At 40.1% G+C, this 23,890-nt stretch carries 18 protein-coding genes, 2 rRNA genes and 1 pseudogene (1 of these 21 cut by a window edge); 16 read left to right on the top strand and 5 right to left on the bottom strand.

The window, feature by feature from the left end; translation table 11 throughout:
- Window positions 1-42: 42 nt before the first annotated feature.
- The 3 genes from QFZ31_RS32300 to QFZ31_RS32310 all read left to right on the top strand — a co-directional run bounded on the left by QFZ31_RS32300 (window position 43) and on the right by QFZ31_RS32310 (window position 4,735).
- Window positions 43-1,308: a glycosyl hydrolase family 18 protein gene (locus QFZ31_RS32300; RefSeq protein ID WP_307311248.1), complete on the top strand. Its 1,266-nt coding sequence runs from the start codon at window positions 43-45 to the stop codon at window positions 1,306-1,308.
- A gap of 123 nt (window positions 1,309-1,431) precedes the next feature.
- Window positions 1,432-2,931 (top strand): D-alanyl-D-alanine carboxypeptidase/D-alanyl-D-alanine-endopeptidase, encoded by a 1,500-nt coding sequence (gene dacB / locus QFZ31_RS32305; protein WP_307311249.1) that lies wholly within the window; start codon window positions 1,432-1,434, stop codon window positions 2,929-2,931.
- Between the two features lie 373 nt (window positions 2,932-3,304).
- A complete protein-coding gene (locus tag QFZ31_RS32310) occupies window positions 3,305-4,735 on the top strand; it encodes a purine-cytosine permease family protein (protein WP_307311251.1) in 1,431 nt (476 codons plus the stop codon).
- Window positions 4,736-4,834: 99 nt separating this feature from the next.
- On the opposite strand, the gene QFZ31_RS32315 is transcribed toward QFZ31_RS32310, so the two are convergent.
- Window positions 4,835-5,317 carry an HIT family protein gene (locus QFZ31_RS32315; RefSeq protein WP_307311254.1) on the bottom strand — a complete coding sequence of 161 codons (483 nt, stop codon included), beginning with the start codon at window positions 5,315-5,317 and terminating at the stop codon, window positions 4,835-4,837.
- Window positions 5,318-5,424: 107 nt separating this feature from the next.
- On the opposite strand from QFZ31_RS32315, the gene QFZ31_RS32320 reads away from it, so the two are divergent.
- Together QFZ31_RS32320 and QFZ31_RS32325 are read left to right on the top strand one after the other, a co-directional pair.
- Window positions 5,425-6,258: a deoxyribonuclease IV gene (locus QFZ31_RS32320; RefSeq protein WP_307311256.1), complete on the top strand. Its 834-nt coding sequence runs from the start codon at window positions 5,425-5,427 to the stop codon at window positions 6,256-6,258.
- Between the two features lie 61 nt (window positions 6,259-6,319).
- Entirely contained in the window at window positions 6,320-7,045 is a 726-nt protein-coding gene (locus QFZ31_RS32325; protein WP_307311257.1) for a CBS domain-containing protein, read from the top strand.
- An 84-nt stretch (window positions 7,046-7,129) separates the two neighbouring features.
- Here QFZ31_RS32325 and QFZ31_RS32330 read toward each other — a convergent pair whose 3' ends face one another.
- From QFZ31_RS32330 to QFZ31_RS32340, 3 genes are all read right to left on the bottom strand, one after another.
- Window positions 7,130-7,873, bottom strand: coding sequence for a hypothetical protein (locus QFZ31_RS32330; RefSeq protein ID WP_307311260.1), 744 nt, complete (start codon window positions 7,871-7,873; stop codon window positions 7,130-7,132).
- Window positions 7,874-8,096: 223 nt separating this feature from the next.
- Window positions 8,097-8,504 carry an acyl-CoA thioesterase gene (locus QFZ31_RS32335; protein ID WP_307311263.1) on the bottom strand — a complete coding sequence of 136 codons (408 nt, stop codon included), beginning with the start codon at window positions 8,502-8,504 and terminating at the stop codon, window positions 8,097-8,099.
- Window positions 8,505-8,522: 18 nt separating this feature from the next.
- On the bottom strand, window positions 8,523-8,984 hold the full coding sequence (locus tag QFZ31_RS32340) for an SRPBCC family protein (RefSeq protein WP_307311266.1): 462 nt from the start codon (window positions 8,982-8,984) through the stop codon (window positions 8,523-8,525).
- 218 nt (window positions 8,985-9,202) lie between these two features.
- Between QFZ31_RS32340 and QFZ31_RS32345 the strand changes: the two genes are divergently transcribed.
- The 7 genes and pseudogenes from QFZ31_RS32345 (at window position 9,203) to QFZ31_RS32375 (ending at window position 17,601) form a co-directional block, all read left to right on the top strand.
- Window positions 9,203-10,441, top strand: coding sequence for a multidrug effflux MFS transporter (locus tag QFZ31_RS32345; RefSeq protein WP_257029464.1), 1,239 nt, complete (start codon window positions 9,203-9,205; stop codon window positions 10,439-10,441).
- Window positions 10,442-10,555: 114 nt separating this feature from the next.
- Window positions 10,556-12,070 (top strand): M1 family metallopeptidase, encoded by a 1,515-nt coding sequence (locus QFZ31_RS32350; protein ID WP_307311270.1) that lies wholly within the window; start codon window positions 10,556-10,558, stop codon window positions 12,068-12,070.
- Between the two features lie 341 nt (window positions 12,071-12,411).
- Window positions 12,412-12,957, top strand: a pseudogene (locus tag QFZ31_RS32355) (SDR family oxidoreductase); the annotation flags it as partial.
- Window positions 12,958-13,207: 250 nt separating this feature from the next.
- Window positions 13,208-13,813: a DedA family protein gene (locus QFZ31_RS32360; protein ID WP_307311273.1), complete on the top strand. Its 606-nt coding sequence runs from the start codon at window positions 13,208-13,210 to the stop codon at window positions 13,811-13,813.
- Window positions 13,814-13,857: 44 nt separating this feature from the next.
- Complete coding sequence (gene cls, locus QFZ31_RS32365; RefSeq protein ID WP_306077442.1) at window positions 13,858-15,306, top strand: cardiolipin synthase; 1,449 nt, start codon at window positions 13,858-13,860, stop codon at window positions 15,304-15,306.
- 143 nt (window positions 15,307-15,449) lie between these two features.
- Window positions 15,450-17,123, top strand: coding sequence for a bifunctional diguanylate cyclase/phosphodiesterase (locus QFZ31_RS32370; RefSeq protein ID WP_307311276.1), 1,674 nt, complete (start codon window positions 15,450-15,452; stop codon window positions 17,121-17,123).
- Window positions 17,116-17,601, top strand: coding sequence for an EAL domain-containing protein (locus QFZ31_RS32375; protein ID WP_307311900.1), 486 nt, complete (start codon window positions 17,116-17,118; stop codon window positions 17,599-17,601). The genes QFZ31_RS32370 and QFZ31_RS32375 overlap by 8 nt, the downstream gene beginning before the upstream one ends.
- Window positions 17,602-17,631: 30 nt before the next feature.
- On the opposite strand, the gene QFZ31_RS32380 is transcribed toward QFZ31_RS32375, so the two are convergent.
- On the bottom strand, window positions 17,632-17,940 hold the full coding sequence (locus tag QFZ31_RS32380) for a hypothetical protein (RefSeq protein WP_179603353.1): 309 nt from the start codon (window positions 17,938-17,940) through the stop codon (window positions 17,632-17,634).
- A 166-nt stretch (window positions 17,941-18,106) separates the two neighbouring features.
- On the opposite strand from QFZ31_RS32380, the gene QFZ31_RS32385 reads away from it, so the two are divergent.
- The 4 genes from QFZ31_RS32385 to QFZ31_RS32400 form a co-directional block, all read left to right on the top strand.
- Window positions 18,107-18,913, top strand: coding sequence for an SDR family oxidoreductase (locus QFZ31_RS32385; RefSeq protein ID WP_307311280.1), 807 nt, complete (start codon window positions 18,107-18,109; stop codon window positions 18,911-18,913).
- A 114-nt stretch (window positions 18,914-19,027) separates the two neighbouring features.
- Window positions 19,028-19,612, top strand: a complete 585-nt coding sequence (locus tag QFZ31_RS32390) for an undecaprenyl-diphosphatase (RefSeq protein ID WP_307311284.1) — start codon at window positions 19,028-19,030, stop codon at window positions 19,610-19,612.
- Between the two features lie 401 nt (window positions 19,613-20,013).
- Window positions 20,014-21,563, top strand: a 16S ribosomal RNA gene (locus QFZ31_RS32395).
- A 189-nt stretch (window positions 21,564-21,752) separates the two neighbouring features.
- Window positions 21,753-23,890, top strand: a 23S ribosomal RNA gene (locus tag QFZ31_RS32400); it runs 819 nt beyond the window's last position.
- The 16S and 23S rRNA genes sit together here, the layout of an rRNA operon.

Raw genomic sequence — 23,890 nt, forward strand, 5'->3', positions numbered from 1 at the left:
CGGTTTTCCCATATGATTTAGGTAAAAAGGAGTGTGAGTGGTATGAGTGTACATGTGGTGGGAGTGGGAGAGAGTCTGTGGCAAATTTCAAATAGATATGGCGTTCCCATCCAAACGATTGTCAAGCTAAATGGGCTCCCGTCTGCCAGCAGGCTTGTACCAGGTCTTGCCTTGTACATTCCGGACAGCCAACTGCCAATCCGCTCCTATCAAATAAAATCGGGTGATCAAATTCGGGAACTAGCCCAGAGGTATAGAACGGACATTTCGTCGATTTTAGCAGCCAATCCCGGCATAAATCCGAATGAACTTTCTGTTGGTCAAATAATCCATATTCCTTCACCGTTAAAATTAAGAATAGCGACATTAGGGTTTATAGTGCCATATGGCGAGAGTGCCGTTCTTTCTTTACTAGATTCACTTGCGGGACAATTAACGTATTTGGCGGTGGTAGCGTATTCATTTACAACCGAGGGGTATGCCTATAACCTGATTGAGGATTCAGCCATAGTGACGAGGAGTAAGCAATTGAACATTACACCGCTATTAATGATACGTAATTTTACAGGAGTAGATTTTAGCGCGGAGCTTGCTGGTCTAGTCCTAGCAAATCCGGTTTACCGCAGGAATTTGGTTCAAAGCATTGTCAATTTGACCAGGCAGAGGGGGTTTGGCGGTGTCTCTATCGACTTTGAGTTTATTCCACCACCCCAGCGTAATGATTTCAATTTATTTTTAAGAGATTTAAAAAATGCTTTGGGAGAGTTAATACTCCATGTAAATGTACATGCGAAAACAGAAGATATTCCAACAAATCGGATTATTGGAGCATACGACTATGCTGCCATCGGGAGCATTGCCGATATTGTTGCGGTGATGACCATTGATTATGGATACCCAGGCGGGCCACCGGATCCAATTGCTCCTATTTGGTGGATCGAGCAGGTCGTTCAATATTCCCTCACTCAAATGAATCCTCGGAAACTACAAATTGCGATGGCGCTTTATGGTTATGACAAGGTGGTGGGGACAAGCGCTACCCGAGCGATGTCAGTTGTTTCAGCCCAAAACCAAGCGATTTCAACAGGTTCGCCGATTCAATTCGACGAGCGCTCCATGTCTCCATGGTATCGGCATTGGAGTTCAGGAGTAGAACAGGTTGTTTGGTTTGAGGATAGTAGAAGTTTTATAGGAAAATATCGGTTGATTGATGTTTACCAATTGTCAGGCACCACTTTTTGGCAGATAAGCTTGCCAGCGCCACAGAATTGGTCTTATTTGAGTAGGAATATTGTAGTGTCGAAATAAGGTAAATTATCTTTTGGTGCCATCGTCGATATATTTTGATTAACGCTGATATAGGGTACAGCAACGCCGTTATCGAAAAATATTACTAAATTTTCTCTCTGAGAAGAGGAGAAATTTAGTTTTTTGGGAAGACTTTATGAAAAAAGAGAAAGTTGGAAAAGAATTTTGCTGAAACGATTGAATTTGATCATTTTACTATGTTTCTTAGCTACATTACTCCCACAAACACAACCAGTCTTTGCAGTGGACAATTTGGGACAGCAATTAAATCAACTTTTAAATGAGGACCCCAATTTACAAGGCGCAATTGCGGGTGTAAGTATACGGAATGCCAGAAACGGTGATGTGATTTTTGACCATTTTGGAGATGTCCGTCTGCGCCCTGCTTCAAATATGAAACTTTTCACAGCGGCAGCTGCATTATCGGTGCTAGGGGAAAACTATACCTTCAAAACAGAAGTACTCACAGACGGGATCATAAAAAAGAAAACCCTGCAAGGGAATCTGTATTTAAAAGGAAAGGGCGACCCTACTCTCCTAAAGGAAGACTTTGATAAGATGGCAGGCGAACTTAAAACAATGGGGATCCAAAAAATAACCGGTCATTTAATTGGTGATGATACCTGGTATGATGATGTCCGATATTCGGTCGATCTGCCATGGAGTGATGAGCAAACCTACTATGGTGCACAGATTTCCGCCTTAACGGCTTCACCAACCCATGACTATGATTCGGGTTCGGTAATGATTGAAGTCAAACCGGGCAATCATGAAGGTGATAAGGCGGATATAACAGTACAACCAAAAACAGACTTTGTAAAAATCATCAATCAAACGGAAACGGTTGGTAAGGATAGAAAAAAGAAATTGATCTATGAAAGAGAGCACGCCAAAAACACGATTACGATAACGGGAACTTTGCCTGTTACTTCAAAAGGTGAAAAGGAATGGATGGGTGTTTGGGAACCGACGCGGTATGCGTTAGCACTTTTTAAACAATCACTAATAGAACAAGGCATTCAACTTTCAGGAAAAGTAAAAACTGGAACCGCTCCAACACAAGCCAAAACCCTACATACTCATAATTCGATAAAACTTGCTGATTTACTTGTTCCGTTTATGAAACTGAGTAACAACGGGCATGCTGAAACCTTAGTAAAAGAAATGGGAAGAGTGGTAAAAGGGGAAGGCAGTTGGGAAAAGGGCATTGAGGTCATGGAAGCAGAGTTAGCTAAGTTTGGAATAAACACGGAAACACTGGTACTACGGGATGGTTCCGGAATTTCACATGTCAATTTAGTTCCGGCGGCGCAGCTATCTCACTTATTAGTTGCCGTCCAGCAGCAATCGTGGTTTCCTGCTTTTCTTCATTCCCTGCCGGTTGCAGGAGTAAGTGGGAAAATGGAAGGCGGCAGCTTACGAAGTCGGATGAAAGGTCCGGATGTAAAAAGAAAGGTATTAGCAAAAACTGGGACTATTTCTACGGTAAGTACTATATCAGGGTATATTACTACGAAAAGCGGGCAAACCATGATATTTTCTATTATGTTAAATAATCTGATGGATGAAGCAAAAGGGAAGAAAATTGAGGATAAACTGATTTCAATTATAGCGAGTCATTGATGGGTTGTTTCTTTCGATTCGACCCCTTTTTGGATAGAGGTCCCATAAAAACCACTTGATTGAAAGTGGTTTTTTTATTCATGTAACAAAGGTGATTTTTATACAAAAAAGTGTATAAGTATATTTAGTTAATCGAAATAAGTTGTGGTTTTTAAAGGGTTTTTTATACCTATTTTCGATAATAATTTGATTATGTCAACTAACTGTGTATATAATAGAATATATGTAATGGGAATTTGCTGAAGAAACAGTAGCTAATTTCCAAAAAAAAACACATTCTGTTGCCCTCTAAACTAGCATTCAGTCGTGATAGAGGATAGATGAATGTGAAAATTATTTTTAGAAAAGGGGACGGAAATGAAAGGATGATTGCATGAGTTTAGACCAAACAACAGGTATGCAAGAAGAAGCGAAAGATGATTATTCATTTGAACAGGTTCCAGAAGAAAAACGGAATATGGGATGGTTTAGTGTCACCAATATTACTTTTGGGATTGCGACAGCCATTTTTTATTTTCAAACGGGTAGTGTAATGGCCCTTCAGTTTGGTGCGACAAACGCTATCATTTCAGCGATTTATGCTATTATTATTGCCGGTGTATTAGGTACTGTCATTGCTTATTTATCGGCAAAATCAGGAATGAATGTCAATCTCATGTCTAGGCAAGGGTTTGGCTATATAGGCGCCTCTTTAACTTCCTTAATTTACGCATCCAACTTTATCATGTATTGTGCTTTCGAAGGGATGATTCTCGTAGCGGCAATACATGCATATTTCCCCGCAATTCCATTATGGCTACTAATTATTGTATTCGGTTCAATTGTTATTCCATTAAATTGGTTTGGTATTAAACAATTGGATAAGCTGCAGAAATGGTCGTTGCCGATTTTTGGCATTTTTTTAATTCTCACGATTATCGTTGCTTACAAAACACCATCAAATTTTGACGGTAGTTTTTGGACATACTTACCAGAGGGTGTACAAACAGGTGGAACCGCCTTACTGTTGTGTATTGGTATGCAGCACGGGATTATGGGCTTAACCGCTCTTATCGCGTCAGACTATGCGCGCTTCCTAAAGCCAAAGGATATTAAAATTGGCTCTATTATGATTGGGTTTATTCCCCAAATTTTCTGCTTTGGTGTCATGGGGTTACTAGGAATATGGTTTGGTGTCCGTTTAGCTGAATCTAATCCTGGGGTTTACATTGTCACACTTATTGGACTAGGCGGCGTAGTATTTACGATGTTGACACAAATAAGAATCAATGTCACAAATATTTACAGTGCATCCCTTTCATTATCCAATTTCTTTGAGAATGTATTTCATTTCAAACCAAGTCGGCGTTTTTGGGTTGTTGTCTCAGGTGTACTATCGATTGCGTTAATGTTAGGTGGGATTCTTGATTATTTAGGTAGTGCGATGACATTCCAAGGAGTCCTATTGATGGCATGGGCAGCTATTTTAGTTACAGATGCCTTAGTCGTAAAAAAATTATTGAAAATTGTACCGGTAGAATATGAAGCAAGGCAAGAAAAATTATACAAATGGAATCCAGTTGGCGTTGTCCCATTAATTGTGTCAAGTGTTCTTGGAACCATAGCAGCTTTAGGGTATATGGGAACGTTCTTACAAAATACAGCCACTTTCTTTGCGGCCATTTTAGCTTCCCTTCTTACGGTAATCATTGCTGTTTATACAAAAGGTAAATATTACAGCAAAAGTGAATCTAAGAACATAATGAATAGGAAAACAAAGTATAAAAGTATTTCAGTAAAAGATTCAACGGTGGAGCAGGTTTAATAGAAATGTTTAGCGTATTGCCCAAGAATCTATCATTGAGTAGGTGAGATTCTTGGTTTTTTTTATATTCATAACTTTCGGATGCCTAATCGGGCTTTTTTAAATTAATCCGTTTTTTAAGGCTTCGATGGCACTCATAACCTTTTGATGATTCTCATTCGTGTTCCGCTGATTTCTCGCATTTAACAGGACAGGCCGAACGGATTCAACAGATTTGCCAAATTCGTTCATCCACTTATAACGCGGTACTAACCAGGTATGGAAATGATGCGTGGTATCTTCATTGTAGAAATAATAAACATAGTCAATACCTAGAATCACCCGCTGAGCTTTCCTAATTTTTGTCAAGGTATTTATGTAATCCAGTCTTTCCTCATCCGTCAGTTCATCCAAGCATTTTATATGTCTTTTCGAAGCCAAGATGACTAGCCCTTCAATTGGATAAGCAACATCTTGATGCGCATGGAAGTGTTCTGTCTCGAAAATAACGCCGCCATCTGGCTCAATCAGTCCACTAGTTAACGCGCAGCTTAAACATTCGACTTCTACGGTTTTGCCATTTGATAATGTTATTTTTCTCATCTATTTCCCCTCCCAAAAGTATCCTGAATTATCTTACAACATCCGCAGTAAAAAGAATAGTTTAAACTCATTATGTAAAATCTAACACTAAAAAACGGTGGGATACAATGATTTTTGGTTGTCATGTAAGTATTAGGAATGGATATTCAGGAGCGGCAAAACGAGCTGCAGCTTTCGGTGCGGCGGCATTTCAATATTTTCCGAAAAACCCGCGAAGTCTTTCTGTCAAGGACTTTGACCGTGGGGATGCTGCTAGCTGTAAAGAGTTTAGTCAGGAGCAAAAGATCGTTTCAGTTGCACATACCCCATACTCTACAAGTTTAACCCCTTCGGAGGATAAAAAGGAATTAACGATTCGCTCGCTGTTAAATGACCTAGAAATAGCGGACTCATGCGGTTCTGTTGGTGTAGTTGTCCATTTTGGCAGTCAAATCAGTAAAACTGACCCGCTGGCCAGTTATCATTTAATGCTTGAAATGCTCAATTCTGTCCTCAGTCAATGGAATGGTGATTGTTTACTGTTAATTGAGAATAACGCTGGAACGAAAGGGGCGCTTGGTACAACCTTTGAAGAATTAGTTCAGATTCGAAATCTTGCTGAGTATCCAGAGAAAATCGGTTTTTGCCTAGACACCTGTCATATGTTTGCAAGTGGACTTTGGGATGGGGAAAATACCGAGGATTTTTTCGCCAAAGGCCAAGAATTAGCTTATTTTGAACATCTGAACATTATCCATTTAAACAATTCTAAGTATCCAACTGGATCCAAAAAGGATCGTCACGCGAATATTTTTCAAAATGGTTTAATTAAAGAAACATCTCTTAAGGGTATTGTTACTTCTCCGATTATTAAGAATATTCCATTTGTGTTAGAAACGCCTGATGATGAAGGGATTTCTCATAAGGAAGAAATAAGCCAGCTGTATCGAAATTGGGGATAGTTAAATATTCACAATAAATATATAATTAAAGGAATAAGTAAACATATTGGCAGGGATAGAGATGAAACAAATGAAAAAAGGACAAGTACTATCCGAACGTTTTGAGGTTGCCTTCAATCAAGTGCATGACGCGATGAAGGACATTGTCAAAATTAATGATGATAGATTTGTAGTATTGGTAAAGGTTGGAGCGAAGAAATATCAAATCATTGAAACATTTAAAAAAGATTTGGAGCAATATGCAAAGCTGCGTAATGCTATTGTCCATGAAAAAATGCAAGTCGGCTATTATATCGCCGAACCGAATGCAAAAGTGGTCGAGCACATCGAGAAAATCGCCAATGTCTTTAACCGTCCGAATTATGCTTTGTCGATTGCTACAAAGAATGTACTGTACTTTGACTATAACGATAGTATCCTAAAAGTGACGGAAACGATTCGTCAGTTTAATTATTCCAAATTTCCGGTTTATAAAAATAAAGAATTTGCTGGCCTTTTGACAGCAAGCTCGATTGTTAAATGGTTGGCACAGAACATGGTGAGTACTTCTGTCAATTTAGACGATACACATATATACGATATTATGAAATACGAAAAAGACCATCCAGTTGACTTTGTCGCGAAAAGCACGAATATCTTCGATGTGGAAACAATTTTTGAAAAATCTCATAAGGTAAAAAAGAAATTAGAAGCAGTCATTATTACTGAAAACGGTAAAAAAGATGAGGCACCTCTCGGAATTATCACTCCGTGGGACCTGATTGAGATTGATTATACCGTCGATTAAAATGAAAGGAGCATACCAAAACGGGTATGCTCCTTTACTGTTATTGTCCAGCATCAAAGTCTGAACAAGGCGCTTAGGCTTTTCTTATTGCATATCGTCAAAATTAAACTCACTTAATTGATCCATATGGCTGGCGATCATTGCGATAATGGTGCTTGCCTCTTCTTTACTGAAGATAAAATGAGATTCGTCTTTAATTAATTCATCATCGGTAGTCCAAATCCGGTTTACTCTTTTCAACACACCGTCACCGGTTTCTGGAACAACGCCAAATTGATACGTCACTTCGACCTCATCCTCATGTTTGAAGGCCGTTACCTCTGGGGTGTTCCATTCCACATCAATCTCTTCAAAAATATCATCTTCATTTACCTGTGCTTCATAATACTCTTCATCATCATCAATATCGTCAACAACCTCGACCATTTCATAATAGTCGTCATTGTCTTCGCAATCTTCATCCGAAGTAAGATAGACACCGTCATCGGTGTAATGATCATCATCGTTCATATAATCATGAAGACTAGCGTGAACTTCATCGATGATTTCTTCTATGTCCGAAAGGATGATTTTAGCAGTATGCCCACTGTCAACATCAAAGGTATCGATGTAAAATTCTTCGTTTTGAGGATCAAAGAACAATGTGCAAAAATAGTCTCTATCGACATCTTCTGTATGAACATCTTCCGTTTCTACAAAAAATTCGATCCTCGGGTGTTTGGCAGCTCTCTCTATTGACATTTGACCAACCTGATCATACTCTTCACAAATAGATTCCAGGTGATCCTGAAGCTCGCCACAAACTCTGTCAAACCATTCTAACGACATTAACATCCCATCCTTTCAAGGTAATCGTGGTTATTATCTCCAACAAGTTCTGTTTAATCCATGCATTTTGTATATTCATGGATATTTTGTCTTCATTTAATCAATAAATGATAAAGGCTTTGACGGAAAAAAGGTGAACGGGGGAAAGTTTCTATTTCCTTGAACAAATATGTTGGTCCACTATAAAAAAAATTCCTCATTTAAAAAATGGGGAATTTTTTCGTTACTTATATTCAAGTTCAAATTGTTCAATTCGTTCTCTGATAAAGTCAGGAACAGGGCAAGGTTTCATGGATACGTGGTCAATGGTAACATAAATAATTTCAGCCAAGAGAACCGGCTCCGCTTCATCTTCTCTCGTAATCATAAAATTCATTGTCATGCTTTTGTGGCCAACTCTATCCATCCTGCACCAAACTGTGAGCCAGTCATTTAAGAAGGCTGATCGTTTATACTCGAGTGTAGATTTTGCTAGCACAAAATCAAACTGTTCATCGTGTTGAAGAAGCTGCTGGAAATATTCTGTGACGGCCACATCAATATACGTTAAGTAATGTGAATTAAAAACAATCTTTTGCCCATCAATTTCAGAATAACGCACCTTTAATCGATGTGAGAAACGATAATCCACTATTCTAGGCTCCTTTCTTTATTTTACTAAAGCACTTTCCTCTTCGGCTAATTCTTTAACCCTCTCTACAAATTTAACTACCGACTTATCACCGGCAAGCCATAAGAATAATTTAAAGATTGCTTTTAAAGGTTTATTAGTGGTTGTGTATTTAAAACGTGTTTTATGTTCATTTATTTTTGTTACTTCATAGGCAGCGGTAATTTCAAAAATGTTGGCTAAGGTGAATCCCACCTTCATTTTCTTATGGTCAGGTAAATTCAAGTATTCTAATGTTTCAACATCATACTCCTCAATCCGTTTACCTTCTTTATACTGCTGACGATAGATTGTTCCAACGCCTTCTTCTGTCACTTTCACGGGTGTATTACCAACGACCTGCGGCATGATTTTTTGCATTTTTTCTAACGAACCATCAAACATATCCCAAATCTTTTCGATAGGAGCATTAATTTCAATTTCTTTAGTCCATTCTTTCATCAAGGAACACCTCTTCTATATAATTATTTTTAATTTTTCGAAAAAATAACATGTTGAATTAATATTCTATTTTTTCGTCAAAAATCCTTTCTAATGTCTCGTGCTGTACCTTTTGGGGTGAAGACAATTTTGGTTTCTAAGTTTAATCATTTGATTTATTACATCAATAATTAGAAAATTAAAAACAAATGATGCAACGAAGGGAATGAAACACAACTTTGCGTTCTTCTTTAGATAATTCCATCACCAATGCTGGTGCAATCACTCGTTCCAAACGAATCTGGATAGCGATGGTGCTAGGTTCTTTAGCGGCATTCGGACCATTATCGATTGACATGTATTTACCGGCTTTACCCATATTGGCAGATTACTTTCATACTAGCCCGTCTTTTATTCAACTAAGTCTAACATTTTTTCTGCTCGGATTATCGGTAGGACAGTTGTTTGCGGGACCACTAAGTGATATTCACGGAAGAAGGAAACCGCTCCTAATTGGTTTGGTCATCTATTTAGTTGTATCTTTTCTATGTGTATTTAGTCCTTCGATTTGGTCATTTATTCTGCTGCGTTTTATTCAAGGGCTGGCGGGTGCAGTGGGGATGGTAGTATCAAGGGCGGTGGTGCGAGATTTATATTCTGGGAGTGAATTAACCAAATTCTTTGCACTTCTATCGTTAGTAAACGGGGCTGCGCCGATTCTAGCTCCTGTTGCTGGTGCTCAACTCCTCAGGTTCGTCCCGTGGCAAGGTGTATTTATTGTCTTAGGATTCATCGGATTTGTAATGTTTATCGTTGTCCTTTTCGGATTGCCGGAAACACTGCCCAATGAGAGAAGATTACGAGGTGGAATCAAAAATACCCTTCTAACCTTTCGAAACCTAATAGTTGATCCTAGTTTTATTGGGTATGCTTTTTCACAAGGGCTTGTTACTTCCTCAATGTTTGCTTACATATCCGGTTCCCCCTTTGTGGTACAGGACATATATGGAGCTTCGCCGCAAGTTTTTAGCCTTATTTTTGCGATGAATGGGCTGGGCATCATGATTGCAAGCCAAACGACTGGTAGATTAGCAGGAAGGATCCCAGAAACAAAGTTATTAAACTTTGGATTAGGAATGTCCTTTTTTGGAAGTGTGACCTTGCTCATTCTTCTTTTGGTACAGGCTAATTTATGGATGATATTAATTCCATTATTTCTGGTGGTATCGAGTGTTGGTATTGTCAATACAGCCGGATTTTCTCTCGCCATGCAAAAGCAAGGTAAAAATGCAGGCAGTGCCTCGGCACTACTGGGTGTACTTTCCTTTGCATTTGGTGGTATTACTTCTCCTTTAGTTGGCATAGGAGGAGAAGAATCTGCGCTCCCAATGGGGTTGGTCATCGTTATCTCCTCAATGGGTGCAGTAATTTCTTATATTTTCCTTGTACTTAGAAAAACTAGACAAAGAGGCGCTTAATCGTAGGGTCCCCTGGCAATGCCGACAGGGGATTTTTTTATAATTATAATTTGAAACTCTTTCTGAAAAACGACGTCTAAGATTTGAACGAATAATAGATGATAGGAGGCCATTATGAACAAAGGGGAAATTAAAAAGGGGAGAGTCTATTGGTTGGCTGCCATTTTGATAGCGCTCGCGGTATTGCTGTCTGGGTGTAAAGAAAACAACTCAAAGGAGACTACGGGAACAAATAAGAATCAACCTTCAGTGGCCAAGGAATTTATTCCGACAGAATACGATTCTACCGTAACCGTTAATGTAGAGGAGAAAACGATAGCAGGTACACTTAAGGTGAAGTCGACAAACAATACAGGGAAAGATCAGGACAAAATTTACTTTCACGTATATCCTAATCAATTCCGTGAGGATGTCGATTTGCTAGGTGGATTCTGGCGTCAAATTATTGATGAGAATTCTGAACCTGGATCGATGGAGGTTACAGAAGTTCAGGTTGATGGAACGAAAGGAAATTTTGAAATCAAAGATACAGTTCTCGAAATACCTTTAGACAAATGGAAAATGGGTCAAACAATCGATCTGGAATTGAAATTCAGCATGAAGGTTCCCAAAAATAATGGCCGATTCACCTATGATGAGAATGCGATTTGGCTGGGAAATTGGATTCCTATTCAAGCCGTATATGATGAGCGAGGTTGGGTAACAGACCCGTATCATTCAATAGGAGATCCATTTTATAGCCAGGTGGGGAAGTATAGTGTAAATGTAACCGTACCAAGCAATTATAAAGTCGCCAGTACGGGTAAGGAAGAAGATGGTGTAAAAGAACAGGATGGATACATGACTTACACGACCACAATTGATAATGTACGGGACTTTGCCATGGTAATTATGGATGAAAACTACCAAAAGTTATCAGAACAAGTAGGAGAAACAACTGTGAATACATGGTACCTAGCGAGTGACAGCCAAGAGGCGGCGAAGAAGAATCATGAAGCAGGAATTAAAGCATTATCTTATTTTAGTAAAGTTTATGGACCATATCCATATCCTGAATATGATATCGTTCGAACTGGAATGTTTACAGCAATGGAATTTCCAGGATTAATATACCTACCGAAAAATATTCTTGAAAGCAATGAAACGGAGATTGGCTCAGTTGTTCATGAAACCGCGCACCAATGGTGGTATGGAATGGTTGGGAATGATGAGGTAAAGGAGCCGTGGTTGGATGAGGCGATGGCAAACTATTCCTCTACGAGATTTATGTTAGAGGAATTTCCTGAGAATGGTGCTGGACAGTTAGAACTGAGAAAAGTCATGACACAAGGAACGGAAGTCCATGAAAGAGGCGGCTTATTTATTGGGAGCTCTGTTGATAAATTTAAAAATATTGGAACCTACTCTCAGCTTGTCTACCAAAAGGGTGCATTGATGCTGGAGAATCTTGAAAAAGTAATAGGGAAAGAGAAAATGGATCAATTGCTTCAGAAATATTTTAATGAATATCAATATAAAATCGCAACGGGAAGTGACTTCAGCTCCGTGTTCTCAGAAGACCTTGGGCCAGAAGCAAAGGAGTACTTTGAGAATTGGTTAAGTGGTAAAGAAACAGAATTTAAGCAGTGAAAATAGTGGAAAACGCCTCCTATTGCTGGAGGCGTTTTTAAGAGTTCGATCCAGTTATTCGGGAACCTTCATGAATGTCGATGTCTCGATCAGTACCCCTTTCTATGTATTTAAGTTAAACGGAAAATCTTTGTTATTATTTTTATGATGGTAATAGAACTTGCTCGCTGATAGTACAGCAAAAAACATTAAAATAGGTATGAAAAAATAGAGTGCCTCTGAGAGTAAGGATTGATTCACGGCTTCTTTGATGATAAAAATGGAAGTGCCAGGATTGCCCACCATTCCAAAGAAAAGACCATAGGCAACATTTAAACCGTAATGAATTCCCGTATTATTAAAGGCAAGAACAAGCTGAGGCTTTTAGGAAAATGGAAGTCGAAGTAGCTGTGGCCTGTTTAGAACAAAGTGTCGAGGATATTGCTCAGGCTGCAAGAGGCTGTAACGCTATCGTGTTCACTGCGGGCTCTGGCAGGAGTACAGGATATGATAAAACATTGCTCATTGATCTTGATGGTGCTGTGAAAACCATTGAAGCTGCTGAAAAAGTCGGAATAAAACGCTTCATAATGGTCAGTGCGATTCAGGCACATAGAAGAGAAAACTGGCATGGGAAAATGCTTCCTTATTATGCAGCAAAATACTATGCAGACAAAATGCTTGAACAAACCGAATTAACCTACACGATTATTCGACCGGGCGGGCTGTTGAGTGAACCAGGAACAGGGATGATTACTGCTGCCAGTGATATAAGGAGCGGAAAGATAACCCGTGAAGATGTTGCAAGAACCATTATTCAGTGCTTAACAGAAGAAAATACATATTACCAGTCATTTGACCTCGTTTCTGGTGATGTTCCTATCGAAAAAGCATTAAAGATACTATAGGAAAGCTGCCTCATTACGTTTTCAGCGATTATGGAACAGATATATCAACGATAAACCATAAATATCTAGGGTAAATTATTATCCCACAAACTAAAGCATTTGAACGCTCAAATGCTTTTTTTCGTTGGAAATTGGTTTTAATTTGAACTGCAAAAAATATAGTAATTAGAAGAAGATGACCTAATTTGAAACTTTTCGGCGCTCTATCCGTAAAACAATAAACGTTATTTTTTAATCAATGGAGGGTATTATGGAGTTATGGATTAAAGAGTTAATTGAACAATATGGGTACTGGGGAGTGTTTCTCCTTATTGCACTTGAAAATATATTCCCTCCTATCCCGTCGGAAGTGATTCTTACATTCGGAGGTTATATGACAGCTCAAACCAATCTGACGATTCAAGGGGTTATTGCCACTTCAACATTAGGTTCAGTTTTTGGTGCTATCATTCTTTATCAAATCGGAGCTGTTTTAAATGTAAACAAATTGGAAAAAGTTGTGGAACGCTATGGGCGATTTCTTCGTTTAACCAAACAGGATCTCTATCGTGCTGATGCCTGGTTTGACAAATACGGAATTTGGACGGTCTTTTTCTGCCGGTTCATACCCCTGATTCGCAGTCTCATTTCAATCCCTGCAGGTATGGCTAGAATGAACTTCTGGCTGTTCATTGGTTTTACAACATTAGGTACAATAATTTGGAATACTTTGTTGATAAATCTTGGGGCACGAGTAGGAGAAAATTGGGAAGTCATTGGAGAGAGAATGGACCAATATTCCAATTATTTATATCTCATTTTTGCTATCTTCCTAATTGTCATTATCGGATGGAAGCGAAAAAGAAGAAGATACTAGTAAAACTGCTAAAGTAATTTATGTCGGTTGAGAGGGTTTTTGCCATGAATATTACGTCTATATTATTAGGCTTACTGCTGGTATTGAATATCATGTTGGCCCTCATTGTCATTTTTCAAGAAAGAAGGGACGTTGGTTCTACGTGGGCTTGGTTATTAGTGCTATTTTTCATTCCAATCCTAGGATTTGTGATGTATCTATTATTAGGACAAAATTTAAGTCGAAAGCGGCTATTCCAATGGGATGATCTCAAAAAGACAGGTTTTGAAAAAGCATTAGATACGCAATTGACCAAACTTCGTCTGAATCAATTCTATTATCGCAATGATGTCACAAGGGATAACCATGATTTGATTTACATGCATATGATTAACAATCAAGCTATCTTAACAGAGGACAATGCTGTTGAGATATTTACAGACGGTAAAGAAAAATTTGATCAGTTATTTAAAGATATAAAAGCTGCTAGGAATTATATTCATATTCAATATTACATTATTAAAAATGATAATCTCGGCAAAAAATTAATTGATGCATTGACTATAAAAGCAAGGCAAGGGGTAAAAGTTCGAATCCTTTATGATGAATTAGGTTCACGAAGTTTGCCGAAAAGAATATTTAAGGAATTTCGTAAAGCTGGAGGTCAAGTTGAGGTCTTTTTCCCATCTAAATTTCGGTTTATTAATCTGAGAATGAATTACAGGAACCACCGAAAGTTAGTAATCATTGATGGGAAAATTGGCTATGTCGGCGGATTCAATGTGGGCGATGAATATTTAGGGCTTAATAAGAAATTTGGCTATTGGCGGGATACTCATCTACGTATTCAAGGGACAGCTGTTTATGCACTTCAGACACGTTTTATCCTGGACTGGAATCAAGCCTCAGATGACCATGATGTTGACTATGTTCCAAATTTATATCCTGAAGATGTTTCTCATGGAAATATCGGGATTCAGATTGTAACCAGCGGACCAGATTCTGAGTTTCAACAAGTTAAGAATGGTTATATAAAAATGATTATGTCCGCGAAGAAATCCATTTATATACAAACGCCTTACTTTATCCCTGATACAAGTTTATTGGATGTCCTTCGAATTGCCTGCTTGTCTGGTGTGGAAGTCAATATTATGATTCCTGATAAACCTGATCACCTATTTGTCTACTGGGCAACACTATCACATGTTAGTGAATTATTAAAAGTTGGTGCTAAGGTCTATATTTATAGAAATGGATTTATCCACGCAAAAATGATTGTTGTGGATGAAGAAATTGCGTCAGTTGGAACCGCAAATATTGACTATCGTAGCTTTAGACTCAATTTTGAAGTCAATGCCTTTTTATATGATGAAGGAGTTTCTAGAAAACTAACGGAAACGTTTAAAGAGGATATTAAGGTATCGATGTTACTGACATTTGAAGGTTACCAAAAACGTTCTTTGGAGGTTCGTCTTAAGGAATCCGTATCTAGATTACTTTCACCTATCTTATAAAACATGTACATTGAAAAAGTTGGCCTATCCTTTTAGGGGTAGGCTTTTTTGATTCTTCGATTATTATTGTTTTTTATAATTTCATTATTAGATAGATTTTTGGAAATAGTAATAGTAAATGTATTTTGGAGGATTATTAATCGATGGAGGAAATAACCTTAGGAGTGGGGCTTGCAATTGAAATAGGGTTGATCATCGCTACTATTGTGATTATTTCTTCCCATCTTCGAAAAAATTCTAGAAACAATACTAACACGAAACTAAATGAACAATATTATAAATCTCTATTTGAAGAAAATCCTGATGCCATTTTCATATTCGATTTAGATGGAAAATTTCTTGTCGCAAACAAGGCAGTTTCACTTTATGGATATAGTGTTGAAGATTTACTTGATAAACCATTTGCAGGCTTCATTCTTCCGAAAGATCTAGAAAAAGTGACAGCACATTTTTGCCAAGCGGTGGAAGGAATGGCAACAAATTATGAATGTTCTATATTGGATAAAGAAGGCCAGCACAGGGAGATTAATGTAACCAATATACCTATTTTTGTTAATGAGGAGATTCATGGTGTATACACCATTATAAAAGATATAACTCAGCATAAAAAAGCACAAAACGACTTAGTAGAGGCTGAAGCTAAATATCGAAGCCTAATAGAAAACTCTTTAGTAGGAGTTTATATCATTCAGGATGAAAAATTGGTATATGTGAATCCAAGACTTTGTGAAATGTCTGGTTATAATTGTGAAGAGTTAGTAGGTTTACATGTTTCCGACTTTATATATGCGGAGGATTTGCCGCTAGTAAATGAAAATATTCTTAAACGGTTTAATAATGAAGCAGGTACAATAAAGTATGAATATCGAGCAATACGAAAGGATAAGAGTATCATTACCTTTGAATTATATGGGTCAAAGATAATCTATAATGGCAGGGACGCTATCATTGGAACAGTTATTGATATCACAGAGAGAAAAAACACGGAAAAGATGATTAAGCACATGGCTTATCATGATCAGTTAACAGATTTGCCTAATAGGTATTTACTACGGGAAAAACTAAATGAATCAATAAAAGCTTCAAGACAGAATAACTGTCATTTCGCGCTGCTTTTTTTAGATTTGGATCGATTCAAAGCTATAAATGATACGATGGGACATGAAGTCGGTGATAAAGTATTAATTGAAATTGCGGAACGACTGAAAACCTGTGTCCATGAAAAAGATATCATTTCAAGGTATGGAGGCGACGAATTTTCCATTCTTTTGCCTGATACTGGAGAACAAAGAGCGAGTGAAGTCGCAGGTCAAATCATAACCAAATTATCTCTTCCATTAACCTTTCATCATCATGAATTATTGGTTACCCCTAGTATAGGAGTTGCCGTTTTTCCTACTCACGGTGAAAGCTTTGATACGTTAATAAAAAATGCCGATTTAGCCATGTATCATGCAAAAAGCTTAGGAAGAAATAATTTTCAATTCTTCAATGAGGAATTAAATAAACATGCTCAGCATGAATTAGATATGGAGGTAAATTTACGGAAAGCCCTGGAGCAGAATCAATTCGTGTTATTCTATCAGCCGCAGGTTAATCTAGAAAACAATGAGATATATGGTGCGGAAGCATTAATACGGTGGATCCATCCTGAAAAAGGGATTATTCCACCTGCAGCCTTTATTCCTTTAGCGGAAGAGACTGGGTTGATTATTCCAATGGGTGAGTGGGCAATACGAACGGCGTGCCAAGAAAATAAAAAGTGGCAGGATGCAGGTTATTCACCTGTCATGGTTTCTGTAAATATATCTGGCTAAACAGTTCTTCCAATCAAATTTGGTTGAAATTGTAGAAACTGCCTTAAGCGAGACCGGGCTCCATCCAAATTATTTAGAACTCGAGATTACGGAAAGTATTACGATGGATGTTGAACGTTCGATAAAAACATTATTGGAGTTACAGAGAATTGGGGTCAAGGTAAGTATCGATGATTTTGGTACGGGGTATAGCTCTCTAAATTATCTTAAGAGACTTCCTATTGATAAGCTAAAAATCGACCAAACCTTTATTCGGGAATGTCCTGATGATAGTAACAGCAATACCCTTGTAAGGACGATTATTATCATGGCTCATCTTCTAAAAATGAAGGTCATCGCAGAGGGAGTCGAATCAGAGGAACAAGTATCCTTTCTTCTTGGGCAGGGTTGTAAGGAGGCGCAGGGATATTTTTTCAGTAAACCCCTTCCAGTATCAGAATTTGAAACGAACTATCTACAAAAACGCTTGGAAAAATAACTCCAAGCGTTTTTTTGTGATCTATTTGATTTATCGTTTTAAACGGCTTAACACCCGTTCTTCAAATTCTGCTTGATCTATATCTAATCCAATCACTTCATTTCGAAAGGACTTAAAACGTCCATTCTCCACCTCAAGTGTGAAATATCCTCTAGAACTTGAAAGGTTAATATCGCCGATAATATTTTTCCTTTTGGCAGGGTCAAACAAATTCACTAAATTAGGATTGCTTGGATGCGGCTTGAATCGACAGCCCTGTTCCACACAAACTCTTACAATATTCCGTACCTTTGGATTCGTAATGCTTTCAACCTTTTTTATTACTTCCTCGTTAGCCATCGGTGTGATTCTCCTTTCCATTCTTCAAACAGTATGCTGCTGCTTAAAGAATTATGCATCGATATTAAAGCATCTGCGATTTGGTGTGAATTCCTACTAATGTCCCAACATAGTGCACTAAGACAACTAGTAATATAGAGTGATAAATAAAAATTGGAGGATCTTAATGAATACTATTTTGATTACAGGCGCTTCATCCGGTATTGGACGAGCAACTGCGTTATGTTTTGCAAAGAAAGGTTGGAATGTAATTGCAGGAATGCGTTCCCCTGAGAATGAAACGGAGTTAAAGGTTATTCATAATATAATGGTGACTAGACTTGATGTAGAAGATAAAGAGTCTATTCAGGAATCGATAATGTTAGGGATAGAAACTTTCGAAGAAATTAATGTTCTCCTTAATAATGCAGGCCATGGTTCTATGGGAATCTTTGAAGCAGCAACAGAGGAAAGAATTCGAAAACAATTTGATGTAAATGTTTTCGGATTAATGAGTATGACTCAGGCTGTGTTACCTCATTTCCGTGCTAATAAAAAAGGAATGGTCATCAATATGTCCTCTATGGGTGGAAAAATAACATTACCTCTTATGTCGGTTTATCACGCATCTAAATTTGCTGTTGAGGGCTTTTCCGAGGCATTATCTTATGAATTAGCACCTCAAAACATCACGGTTAAATTAATTGAACCTGGTGCAGTAAACACTGCTTTTGGGAGAAGACCCTCCGACTTCTACTTTGATGATAAATTTGAAGATTATATTCAATATCGTTGTCAGGTCATGCAGGCACTTGGTAAATTGAAAGCGGAAATGCTGTCTCCAGAGAAAGTAGCGGAAGTGGTTTATCTTGCCGCAACAGATGGGTCCAGCCAACTTCGTTACGTGGTGGGAGAAGATGCAAAATCATTAATAAATCTCCGTGAGAAATCAGGTGATGAAGAGTTTATTAAGCAGATCTCTCAAATGTTTTAGATATATTTTTTAACCTTACAAATGTGTAAGGCAAATGTAAGGAAAGGAAATTTTTATTTAAAGGTATTTGCCTTATACTCCTCTTATAGAAAAAATGAGGTGGAGGTTTTTGTTATGAATGAGAATTTATTTAGATTGATTAATGATTTAGGTAAACAATATACAATTGTTAATCCTGCTGTTGTATTTATTGCGGAATATACCGTTATTTTCTTAGCAGTAGCAGTTCTTCTATTCTGGTTTACTCGGGTTAACCAGAATAGAATCATGGTGATTTGTGGCTCATTTACATTTGTTATTGCAGAGATTTTTGGAAAGATAGCTGGGAAACTTCATTCGAATCATCAGCCGTTTGCCGAACTATCTAACGTAAATCAGCTAATAGAAAAAGCAGTTGATAATTCATTTCCCAGCGACCACACGATATTGTTTTTTTCATTTTGTATGACATTTTGGTTATTTAGAGGCGCTAAAGGAGCTATCTGGATCCTACTTGCCTTACTTGTTGGCATTTCACGTATTTGGGTCGGGGTTCATTATCCAGCAGATATCTTAGTTGGAGCAATGATTAGTATCGTGACAGCATTCATAGTCTTTCGAGTTGTTCCTAAATTAAGTATCGTTCAAAAATCACTCGGGATTTATGAAAAAGGGGAATCCTATATCCTGCCGTTAAAGAAGGACAATTATCATGGGTGAAAATTATTATAGAAGAAACCTGCTTAATCAACCATTTAAGCAGGTTTTACTTTATGAATGAGAATAACTCCAATCCCATACACAATAGAAATACATTGTGGAAAGATAGTAGACGAATAATGATAAGAAACTGGGATAGTTCTTTGGAATTGGAATAAATTTCATATTGAACAGTTCTTGTTACGATGTTATTATAAGAAAGTTCCTTCGCGATGTGATTAACAACATGATGAATTTAAAAAAATGTGTTGACTCATGTGAAGTGAATATGATAAGATATTTTTTGTCGCTAAAAACAAGTGACACATTGTTCTTTGAAAACTAAACAAACAAGAACGTCAACAAAAAATATTAGTTTCTTCTATAGAAACTAGCCAACGTAACAAATGAGCTAATCAACTTTCTTGGAGAGTTTGATCCTGGCTCAGGACGAACGCTGGCGGCGTGCCTAATACATGCAAGTCGAGCGAATCTTAAGGTGCTTGCACCTTATGGTTAGCGGCGGACGGGTGAGTAACACGTGGGCAACCTGCCTGTAAGACTGGGATAACTTCGGGAAACCGGAGCTAATACCGGATAATCCTTTTCCTCTCATGAGGAAAAGCTGAAAGTCGGTTTCGGCTGACACTTACAGATGGGCCCGCGGCGCATTAGCTAGTTGGTGAGGTAACGGCTCACCAAGGCGACGATGCGTAGCCGACCTGAGAGGGTGATCGGCCACACTGGGACTGAGACACGGCCCAGACTCCTACGGGAGGCAGCAGTAGGGAATCTTCCGCAATGGACGAAAGTCTGACGGAGCAACGCCGCGTGAGCGATGAAGGCCTTCGGGTCGTAAAGCTCTGTTGTTAGGGAAGAACAAGTACCGGAGTAACTGCCGGTACCTTGACGGTACCTAACCAGAAAGCCACGGCTAACTACGTGCCAGCAGCCGCGGTAATACGTAGGTGGCAAGCGTTGTCCGGAATTATTGGGCGTAAAGCGCGCGCAGGCGGTCCTTTAAGTCTGATGTGAAAGCCCACGGCTCAACCGTGGAGGGTCATTGGAAACTGGGGGACTTGAGTACAGAAGAGGAAAGCGGAATTCCACGTGTAGCGGTGAAATGCGTAGAGATGTGGAGGAACACCAGTGGCGAAGGCGGCTTTCTGGTCTGTAACTGACGCTGAGGCGCGAAAGCGTGGGGAGCAAACAGGATTAGATACCCTGGTAGTCCACGCCGTAAACGATGAGTGCTAAGTGTTAGAGGGTTTCCGCCCTTTAGTGCTGCAGCTAACGCATTAAGCACTCCGCCTGGGGAGTACGGCCGCAAGGCTGAAACTCAAAGGAATTGACGGGGGCCCGCACAAGCGGTGGAGCATGTGGTTTAATTCGAAGCAACGCGAAGAACCTTACCAGGTCTTGACATCCTCTGACACTCCTAGAGATAGGACGTTCCCCTTCGGGGGACAGAGTGACAGGTGGTGCATGGTTGTCGTCAGCTCGTGTCGTGAGATGTTGGGTTAAGTCCCGCAACGAGCGCAACCCTTGATCTTAGTTGCCAGCATTCAGTTGGGCACTCTAAGGTGACTGCCGGTGACAAACCGGAGGAAGGTGGGGATGACGTCAAATCATCATGCCCCTTATGACCTGGGCTACACACGTGCTACAATGGATGGTACAAAGGGCTGCGAGACCGCGAGGTTTAGCCAATCCCATAAAACCATTCTCAGTTCGGATTGTAGGCTGCAACTCGCCTACATGAAGCCGGAATCGCTAGTAATCGCGGATCAGCATGCCGCGGTGAATACGTTCCCGGGCCTTGTACACACCGCCCGTCACACCACGAGAGTTTGTAACACCCGAAGTCGGTGGGGTAACCGCAAGGAGCCAGCCGCCTAAGGTGGGACAGATGATTGGGGTGAAGTCGTAACAAGGTAGCCGTATCGGAAGGTGCGGCTGGATCACCTCCTTTCTAAGGATAATGCAGTCCTTGTGGACTGATAAACCGTTGACCGTTACTTGTTTGTTTAGTTTTGAGAGTGCAATTCTCTCATTATATTTTGTTCCTTGAAAACTAGATAATCATAAGAAGAAGTCAAAGTAAAACCGAGAATCGCCACATTAGTTTTTCTCTCTTATTTAATAAGAGTATAACCATTTAGGTTAAGTTAGAAAGGGCGCACGGTGGATGCCTTGGCACTAGGAGCCGATGAAGGACGGGACTAACACCGATATGCTTCGGGGAGCTGTAAGTAAGCTTTGATCCGGAGATTTCCGAATGGGGGAACCCACTGCTCGTAATGGAGCAGTATCTTTACCTGAATACATAGGGTATTGAAGGCAGACCCGGGGAACTGAAACATCTAAGTACCCGGAGGAAGAGAAAGCAAACGCGATTCCCTGAGTAGCGGCGAGCGAAACGGGACATAGCCCAAACCAAGAGGCTTGCCTCTTGGGGTTGTAGGACACTCAACATGGAGTTACAAAGGAACGGGGTAGATGAAGCGATCTGGAAAGATCCGTCATAGAAGGTAAAAACCCTGTAGTTGAAACTTCGTTCCCTCCTGAGTGGATCCTGAGTACGGCCGGACACGTGAAATCCGGTCGGAAGCTGGGAGGACCATCTCCCAAGGCTAAATACTCCCTAGTGACCGATAGTGAACCAGTACCGTGAGGGAAAGGTGAAAAGCACCCCGGAAGGGGAGTGAAAGAGATCCTGAAACCGTGTGCCTACAAGTAGTCAGAGCCCTATGTTTTTTCTTTCGAAAAAACCCGGGTGATGGCGTGCCTTTTGTAGAATGAACCGGCGAGTTACGATCCCATGCAAGGTTAAGTTGAAGAGACGGAGCCGCAGCGAAAGCGAGTCTGAATAGGGCGAATTGAGTATGTGGTCGTAGACCCGAAACCAGGTGATCTACCCATGTCCAGGGTGAAGTCCAGGTAACACTGGATGGAGGCCCGAACCCACGCACGTTGAAAAGTGCGGGGATGAGGTGTGGGTAGCGGAGAAATTCCAATCGAACTTGGAGATAGCTGGTTCTCTCCGAAATAGCTTTAGGGCTAGCCTCACGTTGTAAGAGTCTTGGAGGTAGAGCACTGTTTGGACTAGGGGCCCTCATCGGGTTACCGAATTCAGACAAACTCCGAATGCCAAAGACTTATCCGTGGGAGTCAGACTGCGAGTGATAAGATCCGTAGTCAAAAGGGAAACAGCCCAGACCACCAGCTAAGGTCCCAAAGTTTACGTTAAGTGGAAAAGGATGTGGAGTTGCTTAGACAACCAGGATGTTGGCTTAGAAGCAGCCACCATTTAAAGAGTGCGTAATAGCTCACTGGTCGAGTGACTCTGCGCCGAAAATGTACCGGGGCTAAACGTAACACCGAAGCTGTGGATTGACACCGTATGGTGTCAGTGGTAGGAGAGCGTTCTAAGGGCGTTGAAGCTAGACCGTAAGGACTGGTGGAGCGCTTAGAAGTGAGAATGCCGGTATGAGTAGCGAAAGATGGGTGAGAATCCCATCCACCGTATGCCTAAGGTTTCCTGAGGAAGGCTCGTCCTCTCAGGGTTAGTCGGGACCTAAGCCGAGGCCGAAAGGCGTAGGCGATGGACAACAGGTTGATATTCCTGTACCACCTCTTTATCGTTTGAGTGATGGGGGGACGCAGGAGGATAGGGTAAGCGCGCTGTTGGATATGCGCGTCTAAGCAGTTAGGCTGGTAAGTAGGAAAATCCGCTTACCATAAAGGTTGAGCTGTGATAGCGAGGGAAATATAGTACCGAAGTTCCTGATTCCACACTGCCAAGAAAAGCCTCTAGCGAGATAAAAGGTGCCCGTACCGCAAACCGACACAGGTAGGCGAGGAGAGAATCCTAAGGTGAGCGAGAGAACTCTCGTTAAGGAACTCGGCAAAATGACCCCGTAACTTCGGGAGAAGGGGTGCTTTTTGAGGTGAATAGCCTCGAAGAGCCGCAGTGAATAGGCCCAGGCGACTGTTTAGCAAAAACACAGGTCTCTGCGAAGCCGCAAGGCGAAGTATAGGGGCTGACGCCTGCCCGGTGCTGGAAGGTTAAGAGGAGGGGTTAGCGCAAGCGAAGCTCTGAATCGAAGCCCCAGTAAACGGCGGCCGTAACTATAACGGTCCTAAGGTAGCGAAATTCCTTGTCGGGTAAGTTCCGACCCGCACGAAAGGCGTAACGATCTGGGCACTGTCTCAACGAGAGACTCGGTGAAATTATAGTACCTGTGAAGATGCAGGTTACCCGCGACAGGACGGAAAGACCCCGTGGAGCTTTACTGT

Source organism: Neobacillus niacini (genome assembly GCF_030817595.1).
GTDB lineage: Bacteria > Bacillota > Bacilli > Bacillales > Cytobacillaceae > Neobacillus > Neobacillus niacini_G.

Coding starts and splice junctions, on each gene's coding strand:
- QFZ31_RS32300 (WP_307311248.1), top strand. CDS start 43: ATGAGTGTACATGTGGTGGGAGTGGGAGAGAGTCTGTGGCAAATTTCA.
- QFZ31_RS32310 (WP_307311251.1), top strand. CDS start 3,305: ATGAGTTTAGACCAAACAACAGGTATGCAAGAAGAAGCGAAAGATGAT.
- QFZ31_RS32315 (WP_307311254.1), bottom strand. CDS start 5,317: ATGAGAAAAATAACATTATCAAATGGCAAAACCGTAGAAGTCGAATGT.
- QFZ31_RS32320 (WP_307311256.1), top strand. CDS start 5,425: ATGATTTTTGGTTGTCATGTAAGTATTAGGAATGGATATTCAGGAGCG.
- QFZ31_RS32325 (WP_307311257.1), top strand. CDS start 6,320: ATGAAACAAATGAAAAAAGGACAAGTACTATCCGAACGTTTTGAGGTT.
- QFZ31_RS32330 (WP_307311260.1), bottom strand. CDS start 7,873: ATGTCGTTAGAATGGTTTGACAGAGTTTGTGGCGAGCTTCAGGATCAC.
- QFZ31_RS32340 (WP_307311266.1), bottom strand. CDS start 8,984: ATGAAAGAATGGACTAAAGAAATTGAAATTAATGCTCCTATCGAAAAG.
- QFZ31_RS32350 (WP_307311270.1), top strand. CDS start 10,556: ATGAACAAAGGGGAAATTAAAAAGGGGAGAGTCTATTGGTTGGCTGCC.
- QFZ31_RS32360 (WP_307311273.1), top strand. CDS start 13,208: ATGGAGTTATGGATTAAAGAGTTAATTGAACAATATGGGTACTGGGGA.
- cls (WP_306077442.1), top strand. CDS start 13,858: ATGAATATTACGTCTATATTATTAGGCTTACTGCTGGTATTGAATATC.
- QFZ31_RS32370 (WP_307311276.1), top strand. CDS start 15,450: ATGGAGGAAATAACCTTAGGAGTGGGGCTTGCAATTGAAATAGGGTTG.
- QFZ31_RS32380 (WP_179603353.1), bottom strand. CDS start 17,940: ATGGCTAACGAGGAAGTAATAAAAAAGGTTGAAAGCATTACGAATCCA.
- QFZ31_RS32385 (WP_307311280.1), top strand. CDS start 18,107: ATGAATACTATTTTGATTACAGGCGCTTCATCCGGTATTGGACGAGCA.
- QFZ31_RS32390 (WP_307311284.1), top strand. CDS start 19,028: ATGAATGAGAATTTATTTAGATTGATTAATGATTTAGGTAAACAATAT.